This window comes from Acidovorax sp. JHL-3 (assembly GCF_000526295.1).
GTDB classification, from domain to species: Bacteria; Pseudomonadota; Gammaproteobacteria; order Burkholderiales; family Burkholderiaceae_C; genus Acidovorax; species Acidovorax defluvii.
Genome location: NZ_JAFU01000001.1, coordinates 191,487 through 209,411, shown reverse-complemented (window position 1 = coordinate 209,411; position 17,925 = coordinate 191,487). Strand labels below are relative to the sequence as shown.

Here is a 17,925-nt window from a genome sequence, read left to right as displayed (position 1 = left end):
CACTTGCGGCATGACTTCATCCATCCATCCATTGGACGAGGCGCTTGCGCTGACGTCTTCGTCGCCCGGCCAGTACACGGGCCAGACCCATCCCGGTTACTGGAACATGGTGGGCCCCTTTGGCGGGGTGACGGCGGCCACGCTGCTGCAGGCCGTGATGCAGCACCCCCAGCGCCTGGGTGATCCGCTGTCGCTCACCGTCAACTATGCGGGCGCCCTGGTGGCCGGGCCTTTCACGGTGCAGGCAACGCCGGTGCGCACCAACCGCTCAACCCAACACTGGACGCTGTCGATCCTGCAGGCCGACGCCGAGGGCGCCCAGGTGGTCACCACCACGGCCACCGCAGTGACGGCCGTGCGCCGCGATACCTGGAGCGCGGGCGACGTGCCCATGCCCGGCGTGCCGCAGCCGGCCGATCTGCCCGCCATTCCCCCGGGGTTTGGCTCGGAGTGGCTCAGCCGCTACGAGATGCGGCCCGTCACCGGGACGCTGCCGCGCGCCTGGGACGGCAGCGGCGACCACAGCCTGACCCAGCTGTGGATGCGCGACGCACCCCCGCGCCCGCTCGATTTTTGCGCGCTGGCGGCGCTGGCCGATGTGTTCTTTCCCCGCGTCTGGTTGCGCCGCGCGCACCGGGTGCCGGCGGGCACCGTGTCGATCACGGTGTATTTCCATGCGAGTGCGGCACAGTTGCAGGAGACCGGCATGGGCTACCTGCTGGGTCAGGCGCGCGGGCAAGAGTTTCGCAACGGGTTTTTTGACCAGACCGTGCAGCTGTGGAACGAGGCGGGCACCATGCTGGCCACCAGCCACCAGATCGTTTATTACAAGGAATGAAGGGCGGGCCACCTTGCCGCAACAAGGCCCTGCCTGTCATCACGTCCCCCTCAGACCTCACAAAATGACCACCATGACCGAAGCCACCCAAGACATCCTCGTGCACACCGAAGCGGGCGTGACCACCATCACCTTCAACCGCGTGGACAAGAAAAACTCCATCACGACCCGCATGTATGCCGCCATGGCCGATGCGCTGGCCGCCGCCGAAGCCGACGCCAGCGTGCGCGCGGTGGTGTTCCAGGGCGATGTGGCGGTTTTCAGCGCCGGCAACGACATTGGCGACTTTCTGCAGCAGCCGCCCGCTACCCAGGATTCGCCGGTGTTCCGCTTCTTGCGCGGCCTGGCGGCTTTTCCCAAGCCGGTGATTGCGGCGGTGTGCGGCCCGGCGGTAGGCATTGGCACCACCATGCTGTTCCACTGTGATCTGGTCTATGCGGGCGACAACGCAGCGTTCTCCATGCCCTTCGTTAACCTGGGCCTGTGCCCCGAAGCCGCATCGAGCCTGCTGGTGCCGCAAATGATGGGCTACCACCGCGCTGCCGAAGCCCTGCTGCTGGGCGAGCCCTTCATGGCCGAGGCGGCGCTGGAAGTGGGCCTGGTCAACCGCGTGGTGCCGCCCACCGAATGCAATGGCGTGGCCCAGACGCAGGCGCGCAAGCTGGCCGCCAAGCCGCTGTCGGCACTGATCGAAACCAAACGCCTCATGAAAAAGGGCCAGGCCCCGCAGGTGCAAGCCGTGATGGCCGAGGAAGGCGCCAGCTTTGGTCGCATGCTGCGCGAGCCCGCAGCCCGCGAAGCCTTTGGCGCGTTCATGGCGAAACGCAAGCCCGACTTCAGCAATTGCTGAAGTCCGCGCGGTCTGAGGGCTGCCTCAGGCCGTGTGCACTGGTGCCTGATCGTGGGCGTTGATGTGAATGAAAATAGCGTCAAGCGCTTATTGCGCATTGGTTTATAGCTATTAATAAAGTAGCATTGTGCATGAGGGCGCCAAGCCCCGCGCACCTGCTGCCCCAAGGACCCCATGACAAAAACCGTGATACCCCCCGTCGAGTTTGAGCCGGAGTTCATTGCCGGCGTGAAAACCATCTTTGAGGAAAAGATTGTTTTCAACCATGTGCTGGGCCTGAAGGTGGTGAGCCTGGCGCCCGAGCGTGTGGTGGCCCGCATCGACATGAAGCCCGAGCTGGTGGGGCACTATGCCTACAACCGCATTCATGGTGGTGTGATCAGCGCGGGGCTCGATGCCATGGGCGGTCTGGCCGTGATGGCTGCCATTGGCGCGCGCCACATGGACGAGACGCCCGAGCAGCGCCTGCACCGCTTTGCCCGGCTGGGCACCATCGACTTGCGCGTGGACTATCTGCGGCCTGGCATTGGCAGCCATTTCGAGCTGCGCGCCGAGGTGCTGCGCCTGGGCTCGCGCGTGGCCACCACGCGCATGGAGTTTTTCGGGCCCGACGGCGTGCTCATGTCGGCGGGCGCCGCAGCCTACATCGTGTCCTGAACCGGCCGCAGCGGGTGTGCCCATGCAAGTGGTGCAAGTGCATGCAACCATCGAACGATTTGGTTACCGAACTTGCGTGAGACGGCAGGTTGAAATGCCCCTGCGCTCCTACGATCCCTTCTTTTCAAGGAGATCCGATGGCCGTGCAGAACCCTTTTTTTGGCAAACGCGAACCCGAAACTTTTCAGCCCCGCCACACAACGGTCACCCCCAGCAGCAGTGTGAACAGTGTGGCCCCCACTAGCGCCAGCACCAGCGCCGCCACTGCGACCGCAGCAGCGGCCAAGGCACCAGCAGAAAACAGTGGCAGCAAGCTCACTGTGGGCCCCAACATCAAGCTCAAGGGGGTCGAGATCACCGATTGCGACACCCTGGTGGTGGAAGGCACGGTGGAAGCCACCATGGACTCGCGGGTCATCCAGATTGCCGAGCAGGGCGCGTTTCGTGGTTCGGCCGACATCGACATCGCCGAAATCCGTGGTGAATTCAATGGCACGCTCACCGTGCGCGACAAGCTGGTGATCTTTGGCACCGGCCGGGTCAGCGGGAAAATCCGCTATGGCAAGCTGGTGGTGGAAGAGGGCGGCCAGTTGTCGGGCGAAATCGCGGTGGGTGTGGGCACCAGCGCCAGTGCCCGCCCGGCGGCCGCAGCGCGGTCCGTTGAGGTGCCGGTGCCTGCGGTGGCGCTGGCCTGAAGCGAAGCGCCCGATCGGGGCTGAGCCTGCGCCCATGGCCTGGGCGCAACGCGCTCAGGAATGCACCGGCACCGGGCGCGGCCGGCCATCGGCGTCGATGGCCACATAGGTCAGGCGCGCTTCGGTCACTTTCAGGTATTTGCCCTGGTCCGAGAACCGCTCGGCATACACCTCGACTTCCACCGTGATGGATGTGCGGCCAATGCGCGTGACGGCGGCGAAGAACGACAGGATGTCTCCCACCCGCACCGGTTGCTTGAAGATGAACTCGTTCACGGCCACGGTGGCCATGCGGCCCTTGATGTAGCGCGCGGGCAGCACCGAACCGGCCAGATCGACCTGCGCCATCACCCAGCCGCCGAAGATGTCGCCGTTGGCGTTGCTGTCGGCAGGCATGGGTATGACCTTCAGAACAAGTTCATGGCTGGAGGGCAACGCGGGCGCGGCAAGGACGGGCAAGTCGGTCATAGGCACAATCTCGGTAAAACAACTATCGGAATTGTCCTTCATGCGCCACTACGGCGAGCCTTCTCCTCCCCCCTCTGCCACCAATCCCGCGCAAAAGCGCTCTGACTGGGCCACGCTTTCCCGCCTTCTGCCCTATTTGTGGCAATACAAGTGGCGCGTTGTGCTGGCCATCGTGTTCATGGTGGGCGCCAAGGTTGCCAACGTGGGCGTGCCGGTGCTGCTCAAAAACCTGGTCGATGCCATGACGATCAAGCCCGGCGACCCCGTTGCCGTGCTGGTGGTGCCGGCGGGGCTGCTGCTGGCCTACGGGCTTTTGCGCCTGTCCACCTCGCTGTTCACCGAGCTGCGCGAACTGGTGTTTTCCAAGGCCACGCAGGGCGCGGCGCGCTCGATTGCGCTGCAAACTTTTGAACACCTGCACGCTTTAAGCCTGCGCTTTCACCTGGAGCGCCAGACCGGCGGCATGACGCGCGACATCGAGCGCGGCGTGCGCGGCATCGAGTCGCTGATCTCGTTCACACTGTTCAACATTGGCGCCACCCTGATCGAAGTGGCCATGGTGCTGACGGTGCTGGCGGTCAAGTTTGACGCCTGGTTTGCCTGGATCACGCTGGCCGCGTTGGCCTGCTACATCACCTTCACGGTGCTGCTGACCGAGTGGCGCACCAAGTTTCGTCGCGAGGCCAACGAGTTTGATTCGGCTGCGCACAGCAAGGCGGTGGATTCGCTGCTCAATTACGAAACCGTCAAGTATTTCAACAACGAAGGCTTCGAGGCCCGCCGCTACGACGAAAGCCTGCAGCGCCTGCGCGCCGCACGCCTGAAGGCGCAAAGCTCGCTCTCGCTGCTCAACACGGGCCAGCAGCTCATCATTGCCACGGGCTTGGTGGCCATGCTCTGGCGCGCCACGCAGGGCGTTGTCGATGGCCGCATGACGCTGGGCGACCTGGTCATGGTCAACGCCTTCATGATCCAGCTCTACATTCCGCTGAGCTTTCTGGGTGTGATTTACCGCGAGATCAAGCAGAGCCTGACCGACCTGGACAAGATGTTCACCCTCATGGACCGCGAGCGCGAGGTGGCCGATGCCCCCGGCGCGCAGCCGCTGGTGGGGCTGGCCCAGCCCACGGTGCGCTTTGAAGACGTGCAATTTGCCTACGACCCGGCGCGGCCCATCCTCAAGGGCATCAGCTTCGAGATTCCGGCGGGCAAAACCGTGGCGGTGGTCGGCCCCTCGGGCTCGGGCAAGTCCACGCTGGCGCGGCTGCTGTTTCGCTTTTACGACATTCAGCAAGGCCGCATCACCATGGCGGGTCAGGAAATCCGCAGCGTGACGCAGGCCAGCCTGCGCCAGGCGATCGGCATCGTGCCGCAGGACACCGTGCTGTTCAACGACACCGTGGCCTACAACATCGCCTACGGCCGCCCTGGCGCCACCCAGGCCGAGGTGGAGGACGCGGCCCGCGCAGCGCGCATCCACGATTTCATTGCCTCCACGCCCAAGGGTTACGCCACCATGGTGGGCGAGCGTGGCCTCAAGCTGTCGGGCGGCGAAAAGCAGCGCGTGGCCATTGCGCGCACCCTGCTGAAAAACCCGCCGGTGTTGATTTTTGACGAGGCCACCTCTGCACTCGATTCAGCCAACGAGCGCGCCATCCAGGCCGAGCTGCAAAGCGCTGCCCGCAACCGCACCACGCTGCTCATCGCCCACCGCCTGTCCACCGTGGTCGATGCGCACCAGATTCTGGTGATGGACGCCGGCCAGATCGTCGAGCGCGGCACGCACAGCGAGTTGCTGGCGCTGGGCGGGCGCTATGCCAGCATGTGGGCCTTGCAGCAAAGCGATCCGTCGGCGTGATTCTTATAAAAACCCTCCTATGAAACCTGTCCTTTTGGCCATCACCGTGCTCACCGACGGGCACCGCGCGCAGATCGCACAGTCCTTCGAGCTCCTCTACGCGCCCGAACCTGCCCAGGCTTTTGAAGCCATCGCCCGCCACGGCGCCCGTGTGCAGGCCGTGCTCACCATCGGCTCCATCGGCCTGTCGGCCGCGCAGATGGATGCGCTGCCGCAGCTGCAACTGGTTTGCGCACTGGGTGCGGGCTACGAGAACATCGACCTGGCTCACGCCCGGGGATGTGGCATCGCCCTGGCCAACGGCGCGGGTACCAACGATGACTGCGTGGCCGACCACGCTTTCGGGCTACTCATTGCCACCGTGCGCGGCATCGTGCAGCTCGATGCGCGCACCCGCGAAGGTGTGTGGCGCACCGCGCTGCCGCTGCCGCCCAACGTCTCGCACAAGCGCCTGGGCATCCTGGGCCTGGGCACCATCGGCCGCAAGATCGCGCAGCGCGCCCTGGGCTTTGAGATGGAGGTGGGCTACTGCAACCGCAGCCCCAAGGGCGACCTGCCCTATCGCTACTTCGACAGCCTGCAGGCCCTGGCCGCGTGGTGCGATGTGCTCGTCATCGCCACCCCCGGCGGGCCGGGCACGCGCCACCTGGTCGATGCAGACATTTTGCAGGCGCTGGGCGAACGCGGCTGGCTGGTCAATATCGCGCGTGGCAGCGTGGTGGACACCGCCGCGCTAGCCCGGGCGCTGCGCACCCACGCCATCGCCGGTGCAGGCCTCGACGTGTACGAGAGCGAGCCCGCACCGCCCGCCGAACTCATCGCTCTGTCCAACGTGGTGCTCACGCCGCATGTTGCAGGCTGGTCGCCCGAGGCGGTGCAGAACTCGGTGGACCGCTTCATCGCGAACGCCACGCGCCACTTCGCAGGGCAGCCCATGGTGTCGCCGATCTAATTCGATTTTGAGCTAAATCGGCCTCTAGCGCTTATGGAATAAGCGCAAGAAGCTATGAAAAAATGAGCATCGGAGGGCGGCACATGGACATCAAGGCACTGCAAACCTGCCTGCGCGAATTCGCCGCTGCGCGCGATTGGCAGCCCTACCACGCGCCCAAGAACCTGGCGATGGCGCTGATGGTGGAGGCGGCGGAGCTGCTGGAGCTGTTCCAGTGGCAGACCCTCACCGAATCGCGTGGCTTCACGCGCAACGCGCCCGACAAGGAGCGCGTGGCCGATGAGATTGCCGACGTGCTGCTGTACCTGCTGCAACTGGCCGACCACACCGATGTGGACGTGGAACAGGCGGTGGAGCGCAAGCTGCGCAAGAACGCCCAGAAGTACCCGGCCAAGCACCCCGAACCGCCGCCCGCCGCGCCTGCGCCCACGCCCGAGTCTGCGCCCGCAGCGTCCAAGGTGCATCTGCTGGTCGATTGGGAAAATGTGCAGCCGACCGGACATGCGCTTCAGGCGCTTGTGCCCGAGGGCAGCGATGTGTGGCTGTTTCATGGACCTCACCAGAAAGTGGACGACACCGGCCACCGGCAGGCCTTTGGCGAGAGCGTCACCCAGGTGCCTCGCTCTGGTGCTGGCAGGAATGCACTGGATTTTCAGCTCAGCTATTACGTGGGCTACATCGCGGCACGCCAGCCCAATGCCCGTTTCGTCGTCATCGCAAACGACCAGGGCTACGACCCGATGCTGGAGCATGCGCGCGAGCTGGGGTTTGATGCCCGCCGCTGCACCCACCACAAGGCCGCGGCGAAGCAGCCGCCCGCACCGCCCCCAGCTGCGCCGGTCGTGCCACCACCAGCGCCGGTAGCACAGGTGAAGCGCGAGAAAAAGAAAACCCCCACCAAAGCAGCACCGGCCAGCACCAAAGCCACGCGCAAAGATATGCAGCAACTGGTGAAACTTCTGGATGGTTTGGCGGTGTCCGACCGTCCGGCGCGCAAGGACATGCTTGTGGCCCTGTTGCAGAACCACCTGGGTGAGACCAGCGTGCAATCGCTGCGAGTCGCTCATGCGCTAGCGCAGTTGCAGGCGCTCAAGCGGGTCACTGTGAAGAAGGATGTGGTGAGTTATCCATCGCCTGAACTCGCGCCAGCGACTGCCAAGAAGGCGGCTGATCCTGCACTGTCCAAGGTCGCCGCCGCCAAGCCCACGGCGGCCAAGGTAGCGCAAGCGGTACTCGCCAGCTTGCAGAAAATGCCCATGAACAAACCCACCCGCGTCACGGGTCTGCTCAAGTTCATCGAAACGCACGCGGCCAAGGCGGCCGACCCGCAGTCTATGGCCCGGCAGGTCTGCACCTTGCTGCAGGCGCGCCAAGAGGTGGCGCTCTCGCCCGACGGCAAGGGCGTCACCTATCCGGGATTGAAAGCGAAAAGGGCTGCTGGCGCTTGATGGATAAGCGCTGACAGCTCTTGTTTTTATAGCGTTACTTCTTGCGCGCCGCAATCGCCTTCTCGGCCATGTTCACCAGGTCCGCACCAATCTGGCCCTTCCACTTCTCGACCACGGGGCGCGTGGCCTTCACGAAGGCTTCGCGCTCGGCGGGGCTCAATTGCGTCACGGTCACGCCGTGGCTGGCAATTTCTTTCAGCAGCGGCTTGTCGGCCTCGATCACGCCTTTGCGCGCAATGACGACTTGCTCTTTGCCTGCGTCAATGGCGGCCTGCTTGACGATCTCGCGGTCGGCGGGGGTCCAGCTGTTCCAGATGTCCTTGTTGACCACAAAGATCAGCGGATCATTCATGTAGCCCCACAGCGTCAGGTGCTTTTGCGCCACGGTGTAAAGCTTGGCGGCCATGTAGACCGACAGTGGGTTTTCCTGCCCATCCACGGCGCTGCTGGCCATGGCGGGCTGGGCGTCGGCCCAGCTCATCTGCGTGGGGTTGGCGCCCAGGGCGGTGAAGGTGTCCAGGAACAGCGGCGAGCCCACCACGCGGATTTTCATGCCCTTGAGGTCATCCGGGGACTTGATCGCCTTTTTGGAGTTGGAGATTTCGCGGTAGCCGTTTTCGCCCCATGCCAGCGGCACCACGCCAGCCTTGTCCAGCGTCTGGAACAGGCTCTTGCCTACTTCACCCTGCGTCAGTGCGTCGGCAGCGGCGTAGTCGGGCATCAAAAAGGGCAGCGAGAACAGGTTGAGCTGCTTGACCTGGGGCGACCAGTTGATGGTGGAGCCCACGGCCATGTCGATCACGCCCTGGCGCAGCGCCGAGAACTCACGCGTCTGGTCGCCCTGGATCAGCGAGACGCCGGGGTACAGCTTGATGTTGATGCGGCCATTGGTGCGCTCGCGCACCTTGTTGGCCCACAGCTCGCCGCCCTTGCCCCAGGGGAAGGCCGTGCCCAGCACCAGCGACATGCGGTATTCGCTCTTGTACGCGGTTTGCGCCAGGGCGGCGGGGGCGGTGAAAGCCAGGGCGGCTGCAGCGGCCACGGCCGAGGTGAGGAATGTACGCAGTTTCATTTTTTCAGTCTCCTTCAGTTCAGTATTGACAACGGTTGCACAGCGAAATCAGTAGCCCAGGCGGGCGGGCAGCCACAGCGCCAGTGGCGGGAATGCAATCACCAGCACCATCACGAGGAACATGGCCAGCAGCATCCAGCCGACCCAGCGCACGGTGGATTCCATGCGCACGCCGGCGATGCGGCACGACACCATCAGGTTCACGGCGAGTGGCGGGGTGAACTGGCCCAGCGCTACCTTGAGCGTGAGGATCACACCGAACCATACCGGGTCCCACTGGTAGTGCTGCATGATGGGCAGCAGCAGCGGCACGAAGATCAAAAAGATCGAAATGCCGTCGAGGAACATGCCCACGGTGACCAGCAGCACGATCAGCAGTGCCAGCACGCCGTATTCGCCCAGGCCCGAGTTCACGATGGCGTTGGCCACGGGGTCGATCACGCCCAGGGTGGACAGTGAATAGGCAAAAATGCCGGCCAGCGACACCACGAGCAGGATCACTGCCGACAGCTCGCCCGATTCACGCAGGATGGGGAACAGGTCGCGCACAGAGATGGTGCGGTGGACCACCATGCCTACGAACAGGCCGTAGAAAACCGCCACCACGGCGGCCTCGGTGGGTGTGAACCAGCCCGCACGCATGCCGCCCAGAATCAGCACCGGCGCGGCCAGGCCCCACAGGGCTTCGCGCAGGCTTTTCCAGAACGGTGGGCGCGGCATGGTGGCTTCCAGATGGCCCATCTTGTGCCGGCGCGCCATCCACACGGCGGGGACGATCAGTGCAAAGCCGGCCAGGATGCCGGGGATCATGCCCGCCGCAAACAGCGCAGGCACCGAGGCACCGGGCACCAGCACCGAGTAGATGATGAAGGCGACCGAGGGCGGGATCAGGATGTCGGTGGCCGCTGCGGCCCCCACCACGCTGGCCGAGAACGAGGGTGGGTAGCCCGCGCGCGACATGGCCGCAATCATCACCCCGCCCACGGCAGCTGCGTTGGCCGGGCCCGAGCCCGAGATGCCGCCCAGGAACATGGCCACGGCAATGGCCACCAGCGGCAGCATGCCGGGGCCGCGCCCGACCATGGCCACGGCGAAGTTGACGAGGCGCAGCGCGACGCCCGAGCGGTCGAAGATGGAGCCCACCAGCACAAACATCGGAATCGCCAGCAGCGGGTATTTGCCCAGCCCGGCATAAAAGTTTTGCGGCACGGCCAGCAGACCGAACCACTGGCTGTCGGCATTGGCCAGCGCAATGGCGGCGGCACCGGCCAGGCCGAGCGCGGCGCCGATGGGCACGCCCATCAACATCATGGCCAAAAAGGCCACGAACAGCAGGGTGGCGATCATGCCTGGAAGTCTCCGTGGTGGTCTGCGGGCGGTGCCTGGCGGCTGCGCCGGACGAACAGGCCGATGGCGCGCGCGGCGATCAGCGCCGAAATCACGGGCAGCCAGATCGAATACCACCACTGCGGCAGGCCGATGCCGGGCGAGGTTTCGCCAAAGCGGTAGTCGTCCCACACCATGCGCACGCTGAGCACGGCAATCAAGGCGAACAGCAGGGCCACCAGCAGCGCGCCACATTGCGCCAGCAGCTTGCGGCGGGCATCAGAGCCGCCTTCGGCGAAGTATTCGATGCGGATGTGCTGGTCGCGTGCCACGGCGGCTGAGCCAGCCACCAGCGCCAGCACGATCATCAGGAAGACGGAAATCTCTTCGGTCCAGGCAAACGAGGAATTGGTGAAGTAACGCACCAGCACGTTGGCGAAAGTGATGAGGGCCAGCGCCGCCATCACGATCACGGTGAGCCAGTCTTCAATGCGCAGCGAGCGGGGGGCGTTGTCTTCAGGCGCCGGGGACGCAGGGGCAGAAGCCGTCGGCCCGGGAGGGGAGGAGGGTGGCATGGGGGCAGAGTCTCGGGGAAACAAACATGGCGAATGCTGTCGCTCTGCCCGGCGGTGTTGTGCACCAGGGGCCTGGACGGCGCGCGCGCTGTGGGCGCGGCCACCTATTATGGGGTGTGTTGATATGCATGCACACCTTCGGGCAGTGCCGTCGGTGCCATCGGTGCGCGCGGATAATGCAGCGATGGAAACCAAGTGGCTTGAGGATTTTGTCAGCCTGGCAGAGACGCGCAGCTTTAGCCGCTCCGCCCAGTTGAGGCATGTAACGCAACCGGCTTTTTCGCGCCGCATCCAGGCGCTGGAGGCGTGGGCCGGAACCGATCTGGTGGACCGCAGCTCGTATCCCACGCGCCTGACTCCGGCGGGCAAGACGTTGTACGACCAGGCGCTGGAAATGCTGCAGGCCATGCAGAACACGCGTGCCATGCTGCGCACGCACACCAGCGCCGGCAAGGACATGATCGAGTTCGCGGTGCCGCACACGCTGGCGTTCACTTTCTTTCCGGCGTGGGTTTCGAGCCTGCACGAGAAATTCGGCCCCTTCAAAAGTCGCCTCATTGCGTTGAATGTGCACGATGCGGTGATGCGCCTGGTGGAAGGGGGCTGCGACCTGATGATTGCCTACCACCACTCTTCGCAGCCTTTTCAGCTGGATGCCGACCGCTACGAAATGGTGAGCCTGGGGCAGGAGGTGCTGTCGCCCTACAGCAAGGCCGACGCCGACGGGCAACCCCTGTTTCGCCTGCCCGGCCGTGTCGGCCAGCCGCTGCCTTATCTGGGCTATGCGCCAGGTGCCTATCTGGGGCGCATGACCGAGCTCATCCTCAAAGAATCGGGCACCGCCATCCACCTGGAGCGGGTCTATGAAACCGACATGGCCGAAGGCCTCAAGGCCATGGCACTGGAAGGCCATGGCGTGGCGTTTCTTCCGCACAGCGCCGTTAAAAAAGACGTGCGCGCGCGCAAGCTGGTAAGCGCGGAACCCCCGGACCACACGGGCTTGCAGATCGTGATGGATGTCCGCGCCTACCGTGAAAAACCCAGCGCAAAAGAGGCCCCCAAAGGCACGGCGCAAGCTTTATGGGCGTATTTGCAGGGTTTGGGCTGATGCCCAAGGTGAATGCGGATATAAACTATTCATACAGTTGTTCGCGCATTCGGCGCCCAGGTTGGGCCGGACTGGGTTGAATGCGTTACGTTGGAAGTTTGGTGGCACAAAGATTGCAAGCGTCAAGCCCATGCATTCAATGGACTGGTCTTGTTGAAGGCATCCCACGGCAAGTGGTTTCATGCCCATTGCGTTCAGCCCAACCGTGCTGAATCTGCTGGTCGGTTGTCTGTTGCGCGACTTCTGGTTACCCACTGTGGCGGGGTTTTCTGCCAACCGGTACGGCAGGTAAACCCCCTGTTCTGGACTGTGTGGCCCGCTCACAATGCGGGTAGACGCAAGTCTTCAGAAACCTTTTTGAAATGACACAAGGAGATAGAAATGAAAAAGCACATTTTCGCAATGGCCGTGGTCACCCTCGCGGCAGGCAGCGCGTTTGCGCAGGCTGGCGATACGCTGGCCAAGATCAAGTCCTCGGGCAGCGTCACGCTGGGCGTGCGTGAATCCTCGGGCCTTTCCTACACGCTGGGCAACGGCAAGTATGTGGGCTTTCACACCGAGATGGCCGAGCACATCATCTCCGACATCCGCAAGCAGCTGGGCCTGGCCGCGCTGGAAACCAAGTACCAGCCCGTCACGTCGCAAAACCGCATTCCGCTGGTGACCAACGGCACGGTGGACCTGGAGTGCGGCTCCACCACCAACAACGCCACGCGCCAGAAAGATGTGGCCTTTGCTGTGACCACCTATGTGGAAGAAGTGCGCATGGTCGTCAAGGCCAATTCGGGCATCGCCTCCATCAAGGACCTGAACGGCAAGAGCGTGGCCACCACCACGGGCACCACCTCGGTGCAGACGCTGCGCAAGAACGAGCGCGCCGGTGGCATCGACTTCAAGGAAGTCTATGGCAAGGACCACGCCGACAGCTTCCTGCTGCTGGAAACCGGTCGTGCCGATGCTTTTGTGATGGACGGCTCCATCCTGGCCGCCAACATCTCCAAGTCCAAGAACCCGGCCGACTTCAAGATTGTGGGCGAGGTTCTGAGTGTCGAGCCCATCGCCTGCATGCTGCGCAAGGACGACCCCGCCTTCAAGAAGGCCGTGGACGACTCCATCAAGCGCCAGATCGCCGACGGCTCGCTGGCCAAGCTGTATGACAAGTGGTTCATGCAGCCTGTGCCCCCGACCAACACCAAGATCGGTCTGCCACTGTCTGACGCCACCAAGGCCGCATGGGCCAACCCCAACGACAAGCCCATGGAAGACTACGCCAAGAAGTAATCCCCAGGATTGAACCGCCCCTTCGAACCGCGGGTTTGAAGGGGCTTTTTTGTTGGGCGCCTCTGGCGGGGCCCAACACCCTCCGTTTGAAGAAGGAACGATCCTATGAGCTGGGATTGGCAGGTGTTCTGCGAAGACACACTGGAGCGGCAGGTGGTGCAGGGCTGCTTTGGCAAAGGCGGCGACATCACTTATCTGGATTGGATGCTGTCGGCCTGGGGCTGGACGGTGTCGGTATCGGTGCTGGCGCTGCTGCTGGCGCTGGTTTTGGGGTCGTTCATCGGCACCCTGCGAACGCTGCAGGATCGGCCGGTCGTGGTGCGGCTGGGCAATGCCTGGGTGGAGTTGTTTCGCAACATTCCGCTGCTGGTGCAGATTTTTCTGTGGTACCACGTCGTGCCCACCATGTTTCCGGCCATGAAGGCTGTGCCGGGCTTTGTGCTGGTGGTGCTGGCGCTGGGGTTTTTTACCTCGGCGCGCATTGCCGAACAGGTGCGCTCGGGCATACAGGCACTGCCGCGCGGTCAGCGCTACGCAGGCCTGGCCATGGGCTTCACCACGTTTCAGACCTACCGCTATGTGCTGCTGCCCATGGCGTTTCGCATCATCATTCCGCCGCTGACCAGCGAGACGATGAACATCTTCAAGAACTCGTCCGTGGCGTTTGCCGTGTCGGTGGCCGAGCTCACCATGTTCGCCATGCAGGCGCAGGAAGAAACCTCTCGCGGCATCGAGGTGTACCTGGCCGTCACGGCCTGCTACATCGTCTCGGCCTTCGCCATCAACCGCATCATGGCCTTCATCGAGAAGCGCGCGCGCGTACCGGGCCTGATCGTGGCCGGTGGATCGGGAGGGCACTGACATGAACCTCAGCCTTGATTTTTCGTTCTACAACTGGGACTTGATCTCCAACTTCGTGCTCAAGGGGCTGTACTTCAGCCTCATGCTCACGCTGGTGGCCACCATTGGTGGTGTGATCTTCGGCACGGTGCTGGCGCTCATGCGCCTGTCGGGCAAGAAGTGGCTGGATGTGCCCGCCACCATCTACGTCAACGGCATGCGCAGCATTCCGCTGGTCATGGTGATTCTTTGGTTCTTTCTGCTGGTGCCGGCCATCATCGGCCGGCCCATCGGTGCCGAGGTGTCCGCAGTGATCACCTTCATCGCCTTTGAGGCCGCATATTTCAGCGAAATCATGCGGGCAGGCATTCAGTCGGTACCGAGGGGGCAGGTGTATGCCGGCCAGGCGCTGGGCATGACCTACAGCCAGAACATGAAACTGGTGGTGTTGCCGCAGGCGTTTCGCAATATGCTGCCGGTGCTGCTCACGCAGACCATCATCCTGTTTCAGGACACCTCGCTGGTCTATGCCATTGGTGCCTACGACATGCTCAAAGGCTTTGAAGTGGCCGGCAAGAACTTTGGCCGCCCTATCGAGGCCTATCTGGCGGCGGCCGTGCTGTACTTTGTGATGTGCTACGCGCTGTCCTGGGCGGTCAAGCGCCTGCACCAGAAGATCGCCATCATCCGATGAGATACCCACCCCCTGAGGCGCTGCGCGCCTTCCCCCTTGAAGGGGGACGACTGCCTTTGCTGCGGGGCGGCCCTTGCTGGCCGTCCCGCAGTCTGGGTCGCGTCCATGGCCAGCGCAGTGCGATGGGCAACTGACACGAGTTGGAGTGAAAAATGATTGAACTCAAAAATGTTTCCAAGTGGTATGGCCCCGTGCAGGTGCTGACCGATTGCTCCACCACCATCCAGAAAGGCGAGGTGGTGGTGGTGTGCGGTCCTTCGGGCTCGGGCAAGTCCACGCTGATCAAGACCATCAATGCGCTGGAGCCCTTTCAGAAGGGCGAGATCTATGTGGATGGCATTGCCGTGCACGACCCCAAGACCGACCTGCCCAAACTGCGCAGCCGCGTGGGCATGGTGTTCCAGCACTTCGAGCTGTTCCCCCACCTGTCGGTGACGGACAACCTCACCATTGCACAGATCAAGGTACTGGGCCGCAATGCCGACGACGCCAAGAAGCGTGGCCTCAAGATGCTGGAGCGCGTGGGCCTGATGGCGCACAAGGACAAGTTTCCGGGCCAGCTTTCGGGCGGCCAGCAGCAGCGCGTGGCCATTGCGCGCGCTCTGAGCATGGACCCTATCGTGATGCTGTTCGACGAGCCCACCTCGGCGCTCGACCCCGAAATGGTGGGCGAAGTGCTCGACGTAATGGTGGGCCTGGCCAACGAGGGCATGACCATGATGTGCGTCACCCACGAAATGGGTTTTGCCCGCAAGGTCAGCAACCGTGTGATCTTCATGGACGTGGGCGGCAAGATTCTGGAGGATTGCTCGAAGGAAGACTTCTTCAACAACCCCGATGCACGCCAGCCACGCACCAAGGATTTCCTCAACAAGATCCTGCAGCACTGAGTACATTGCACTGCACGGCGGCACCTGCGGGTGCCGTTGGTGTTTTTGGGCGGGGTGTCGGGCTGTGCCGTGTGAAGGGCGGGTCTTCTTTCAGTCGGTAAGATCGCCGGGGCCGGAATCTTCCGGTGCGGCCAGTATGGTCTGAACGAGATATCAAAAATGAAACAACCCGTGGTCATCACCGCCGAACTCACCCCCGAAAACGCACAGGCGCTGGCGCGCTTCGTCAAGAACATCAGCCATGAGGGCATCCGGGCATGTTCCAGTGACGATGCAGAAACCTTCCTTGTGCGCGACGCCCTTGATTCGCTGCGCGAAGCGCTGGATCTGGCCGGCTTCGACCCCGTATAACCCATCGGTGCTCGCCAGCCGGGCGCCGATGGCGAATGCCCTGCGGCCGGGGAGTGATGGGAGAATGGCGCCCATGACTGCCGCCCCAGACACCCTCACCCTCACCCGCCCCGACGACTGGCACCTGCATGTGCGCGACGGCGCGCCCCTGCACACCGTCGTGCCGCACACGGCCGCCCAGTTCGGCCGCGCGATCATCATGCCCAACCTGCGCCCGCCCGTGACCACGGCGCAGCAGGCGCTGGACTACAAGGCCCGCATCCTGGCTGCCGTGCCGGCCGGTGTGCAGTTTGAGCCGCTGATGACGCTGTATCTCACCGACAACCTGCCGCCTGAAGAAATCGGGCGCGCCAAGGCTGCGGGCGTCGTCGCCGCCAAGCTCTACCCCGCCGGTGCCACCACCAACAGCGACGCTGGCGTGACCGACCTGCGCAAGACCTACCCCACCCTCGAAGCCATGCAGAAAGCCGGCATGCTGCTTTTGGTGCATGGCGAGGTCACCAGCAGCGACATCGACCTGTTCGACCGCGAGGCCGCGTTCATCGAGCAGCAGCTCATCCCGCTGCGCCGCGATTTCCCCGAACTCAAAATCGTCTTCGAGCACATCACCACCAAGGATGCAGCCGACTACGTGCGCGAGGCCGACGGCTTTACGGCCGCCACCATCACGGCACACCACCTGCTTTACAACCGCAACGCCATCTTTACCGGGGGCATCCGTCCGCACTACTACTGCCTGCCCGTGCTCAAGCGCGAAACGCACCGTGTGGCCCTGGTGCAGGCTGCCACCAGCGGCAACGCCAAGTTCTTTCTGGGCACCGACAGCGCGCCGCATCCCGCGCACCTCAAGGAACACGCCACCGGCTGCGCAGGCTGCTACACGGCTCACGCCGCCATCGAGATGTATGCCGAGGCGTTTGACAACGCAGGGGCGCTCGACAAGCTCGAAGGCTTTGCCAGTTTTCATGGCCCCGACTTCTACGCCCTGCCGCGCAATACCGGCACCATCACCCTGCGCCGCGAATCGTGGACGCCGCCTGACAGCTTTGCGTTTGGCGAAGCCGAGCTCAAGCCCCTGCGCTCGGGTGAAGCGTTGCCGTGGCGGCTGGTGTAAACCACGCCCTGGAGGCCATCGACTGGAGCGCGCCCTGGCTGGAGCCTTTCAGCCACGTTGGCCCGCAGATGGCACAGCAGGTGCAGGGCGGGGACCCCGTGCACCGCGCACTGCAAGCTGCCACGTTGCCGGGGCCTGTCGTGCGCTTTGTCCCCCAGTCCGAACTGCCCGGTGGCACCGCCTACGAGCAGTACATCTTCGACACCCGCCGTGTCCCCACCCGCGACAACTTGCACGATTTCTTCAACGGCTTGGTGTGGCTGCAGTTTCCGCACACCAAGCGCCGCCTGAACCAGCTACAGGCCCAGGCCATTGCCGCCGATGGTGTGCAGGCCGTGCGCGGGCCGCTGCGTGACGCGCTCACGGTGTTTGACGAAAACGGCGCGGTGCTCAGTGCTCCGCCTGCGCTGTGGGCGGCGCTGCGCGCGCGGGACTGGCAGGCGCTTTTTGTCGATTTGCGCCCGCTGTGGCGCGAGGCGCGGCTGGTGTTGTTTGGGCACGCTTTGCTCGAAAAACTGGTTTCACCACGAAAACCTATGGTAGCCCACGTCTATCAAGCGCCATTAGCTATAAATTCAATAGCAAACCTGGATGCCTGGCTGGCGCAGGCCGTGCAGCCCGAGCCGTGGGCCGCCAAACCCTTCACGCCGCTGCCGGTGCTGGGGGTGCCCGGCTGGTGGCCAGCCAACGAGGTGCCGGGCTTTTATGGCGATGCGCAGGTCTTTCGGCCGCCCCGCGCGGCGCGCTGACACCTAATTCCCGTCAAGGCTTGTGTGATAAGGCCCTGGAGCTGGTTTGGACCTACCATTGCGCGATGAAATCGCGGCCATAGGGGCGCCCCGGGGGCGTGCAAGCAGCGCGGTACCGTGCCGCCGTCTGGTTGTGCAGGTGCTTGAAGCGCCGCCTCC

19 protein-coding genes and 1 pseudogene are annotated in these 17,925 nt (G+C 63.8%); 16 read left to right on the top strand and 4 right to left on the bottom strand.

Going from position 1 to position 17,925, the window contains the following annotated elements:
• Positions 1-10: 10 nt before the first annotated feature.
• The 4 genes from K226_RS0100935 (at position 11) to K226_RS0100920 (ending at position 3,040) form a co-directional block, all read left to right on the top strand.
• Positions 11-838: an acyl-CoA thioesterase II gene (locus tag K226_RS0100935; RefSeq protein WP_024813001.1), complete on the top strand. Its 828-nt coding sequence runs from the start codon at positions 11-13 to the stop codon at positions 836-838.
• A gap of 73 nt (positions 839-911) precedes the next feature.
• Positions 912-1,688, top strand: a complete 777-nt coding sequence (locus tag K226_RS0100930; protein ID WP_024813000.1) for an enoyl-CoA hydratase — start codon at positions 912-914, stop codon at positions 1,686-1,688.
• Positions 1,689-1,862: 174 nt separating this feature from the next.
• On the top strand, positions 1,863-2,345 hold the full coding sequence (locus K226_RS0100925; RefSeq protein ID WP_024812999.1) for a thioesterase family protein: 483 nt from the start codon (positions 1,863-1,865) through the stop codon (positions 2,343-2,345).
• 137 nt (positions 2,346-2,482) lie between these two features.
• On the top strand, positions 2,483-3,040 hold the full coding sequence (locus K226_RS0100920; RefSeq protein WP_024812998.1) for a polymer-forming cytoskeletal protein: 558 nt from the start codon (positions 2,483-2,485) through the stop codon (positions 3,038-3,040).
• Between the two features lie 54 nt (positions 3,041-3,094).
• Here the strand turns inward: K226_RS0100920 and K226_RS0100915 are convergent, their stop codons facing one another.
• Positions 3,095-3,508, bottom strand: a complete 414-nt coding sequence (locus K226_RS0100915) for an acyl-CoA thioesterase (RefSeq protein ID WP_024812997.1) — start codon at positions 3,506-3,508, stop codon at positions 3,095-3,097.
• A 40-nt stretch (positions 3,509-3,548) separates the two neighbouring features.
• Here K226_RS0100915 and K226_RS0100910 point away from each other — a divergent pair, with 40 nt between their 5' ends.
• The 4 genes and pseudogenes from K226_RS0100910 (at position 3,549) to K226_RS19375 (ending at position 7,766) form a co-directional block, all read left to right on the top strand.
• Positions 3,549-5,366 carry an ABC transporter ATP-binding protein/permease gene (locus tag K226_RS0100910; protein ID WP_024812996.1) on the top strand — a complete coding sequence of 606 codons (1,818 nt, stop codon included), beginning with the start codon at positions 3,549-3,551 and terminating at the stop codon, positions 5,364-5,366.
• A 19-nt stretch (positions 5,367-5,385) separates the two neighbouring features.
• The gene (locus tag K226_RS0100905; protein WP_024812995.1) at positions 5,386-6,318 is read left to right on the top strand and encodes a 2-hydroxyacid dehydrogenase; all 933 of its coding nucleotides are present in this window, start codon (positions 5,386-5,388) and stop codon (positions 6,316-6,318) included.
• An 83-nt stretch (positions 6,319-6,401) separates the two neighbouring features.
• A pseudogene (locus K226_RS20110) lies at positions 6,402-6,707 on the top strand (nucleotide pyrophosphohydrolase); the annotation flags it as partial.
• A gap of 69 nt (positions 6,708-6,776) precedes the next feature.
• Positions 6,777-7,766: a PIN domain-containing protein gene (locus K226_RS19375; protein ID WP_255346694.1), complete on the top strand. Its 990-nt coding sequence runs from the start codon at positions 6,777-6,779 to the stop codon at positions 7,764-7,766.
• 34 nt (positions 7,767-7,800) lie between these two features.
• Here K226_RS19375 and K226_RS0100895 read toward each other — a convergent pair whose 3' ends face one another.
• From K226_RS0100895 to K226_RS0100885, 3 genes are read right to left on the bottom strand one after another with little or no spacing between them, the layout of a single operon-like run.
• Entirely contained in the window at positions 7,801-8,838 is a 1,038-nt protein-coding gene (locus tag K226_RS0100895; RefSeq protein ID WP_024812993.1) for a DctP family TRAP transporter solute-binding subunit, read from the bottom strand.
• A gap of 48 nt (positions 8,839-8,886) precedes the next feature.
• Positions 8,887-10,185 carry a TRAP transporter large permease gene (locus K226_RS0100890; RefSeq protein ID WP_024812992.1) on the bottom strand — a complete coding sequence of 433 codons (1,299 nt, stop codon included), beginning with the start codon at positions 10,183-10,185 and terminating at the stop codon, positions 8,887-8,889.
• Positions 10,182-10,739, bottom strand: a complete 558-nt coding sequence (locus K226_RS0100885; protein ID WP_024812991.1) for a TRAP transporter small permease — start codon at positions 10,737-10,739, stop codon at positions 10,182-10,184. The genes K226_RS0100890 and K226_RS0100885 overlap by 4 nt, the downstream gene beginning before the upstream one ends.
• A gap of 184 nt (positions 10,740-10,923) precedes the next feature.
• Here K226_RS0100885 and K226_RS0100880 point away from each other — a divergent pair, with 184 nt between their 5' ends.
• The 8 genes from K226_RS0100880 (at position 10,924) to K226_RS0100845 (ending at position 17,766) form a co-directional block, all read left to right on the top strand.
• A complete protein-coding gene (locus K226_RS0100880; protein ID WP_024812990.1) occupies positions 10,924-11,847 on the top strand; it encodes a LysR family transcriptional regulator in 924 nt (307 codons plus the stop codon).
• Between the two features lie 381 nt (positions 11,848-12,228).
• Positions 12,229-13,128, top strand: coding sequence for an amino acid ABC transporter substrate-binding protein (locus K226_RS0100875; RefSeq protein WP_024812989.1), 900 nt, complete (start codon positions 12,229-12,231; stop codon positions 13,126-13,128).
• Positions 13,129-13,233: 105 nt separating this feature from the next.
• On the top strand, positions 13,234-13,989 hold the full coding sequence (locus K226_RS0100870) for an amino acid ABC transporter permease (RefSeq protein ID WP_024812988.1): 756 nt from the start codon (positions 13,234-13,236) through the stop codon (positions 13,987-13,989).
• Position 13,990: 1 nt separating this feature from the next.
• Positions 13,991-14,662 (top strand): amino acid ABC transporter permease, encoded by a 672-nt coding sequence (locus K226_RS0100865; RefSeq protein WP_024812987.1) that lies wholly within the window; start codon positions 13,991-13,993, stop codon positions 14,660-14,662.
• 152 nt (positions 14,663-14,814) lie between these two features.
• On the top strand, positions 14,815-15,552 hold the full coding sequence (locus K226_RS0100860) for an amino acid ABC transporter ATP-binding protein (RefSeq protein WP_024812986.1): 738 nt from the start codon (positions 14,815-14,817) through the stop codon (positions 15,550-15,552).
• A 159-nt stretch (positions 15,553-15,711) separates the two neighbouring features.
• The gene (locus K226_RS0100855; protein ID WP_024812985.1) at positions 15,712-15,903 is read left to right on the top strand and encodes a hypothetical protein; all 192 of its coding nucleotides are present in this window, start codon (positions 15,712-15,714) and stop codon (positions 15,901-15,903) included.
• 73 nt (positions 15,904-15,976) lie between these two features.
• Positions 15,977-17,017 carry a dihydroorotase gene (pyrC, locus tag K226_RS0100850; protein ID WP_024812984.1) on the top strand — a complete coding sequence of 347 codons (1,041 nt, stop codon included), beginning with the start codon at positions 15,977-15,979 and terminating at the stop codon, positions 17,015-17,017.
• A complete protein-coding gene (locus K226_RS0100845; protein ID WP_035240784.1) occupies positions 17,002-17,766 on the top strand; it encodes a DUF3025 domain-containing protein in 765 nt (254 codons plus the stop codon). The genes pyrC and K226_RS0100845 overlap by 16 nt, the downstream gene beginning before the upstream one ends.
• Positions 17,767-17,925: the final 159 nt, after the last annotated feature.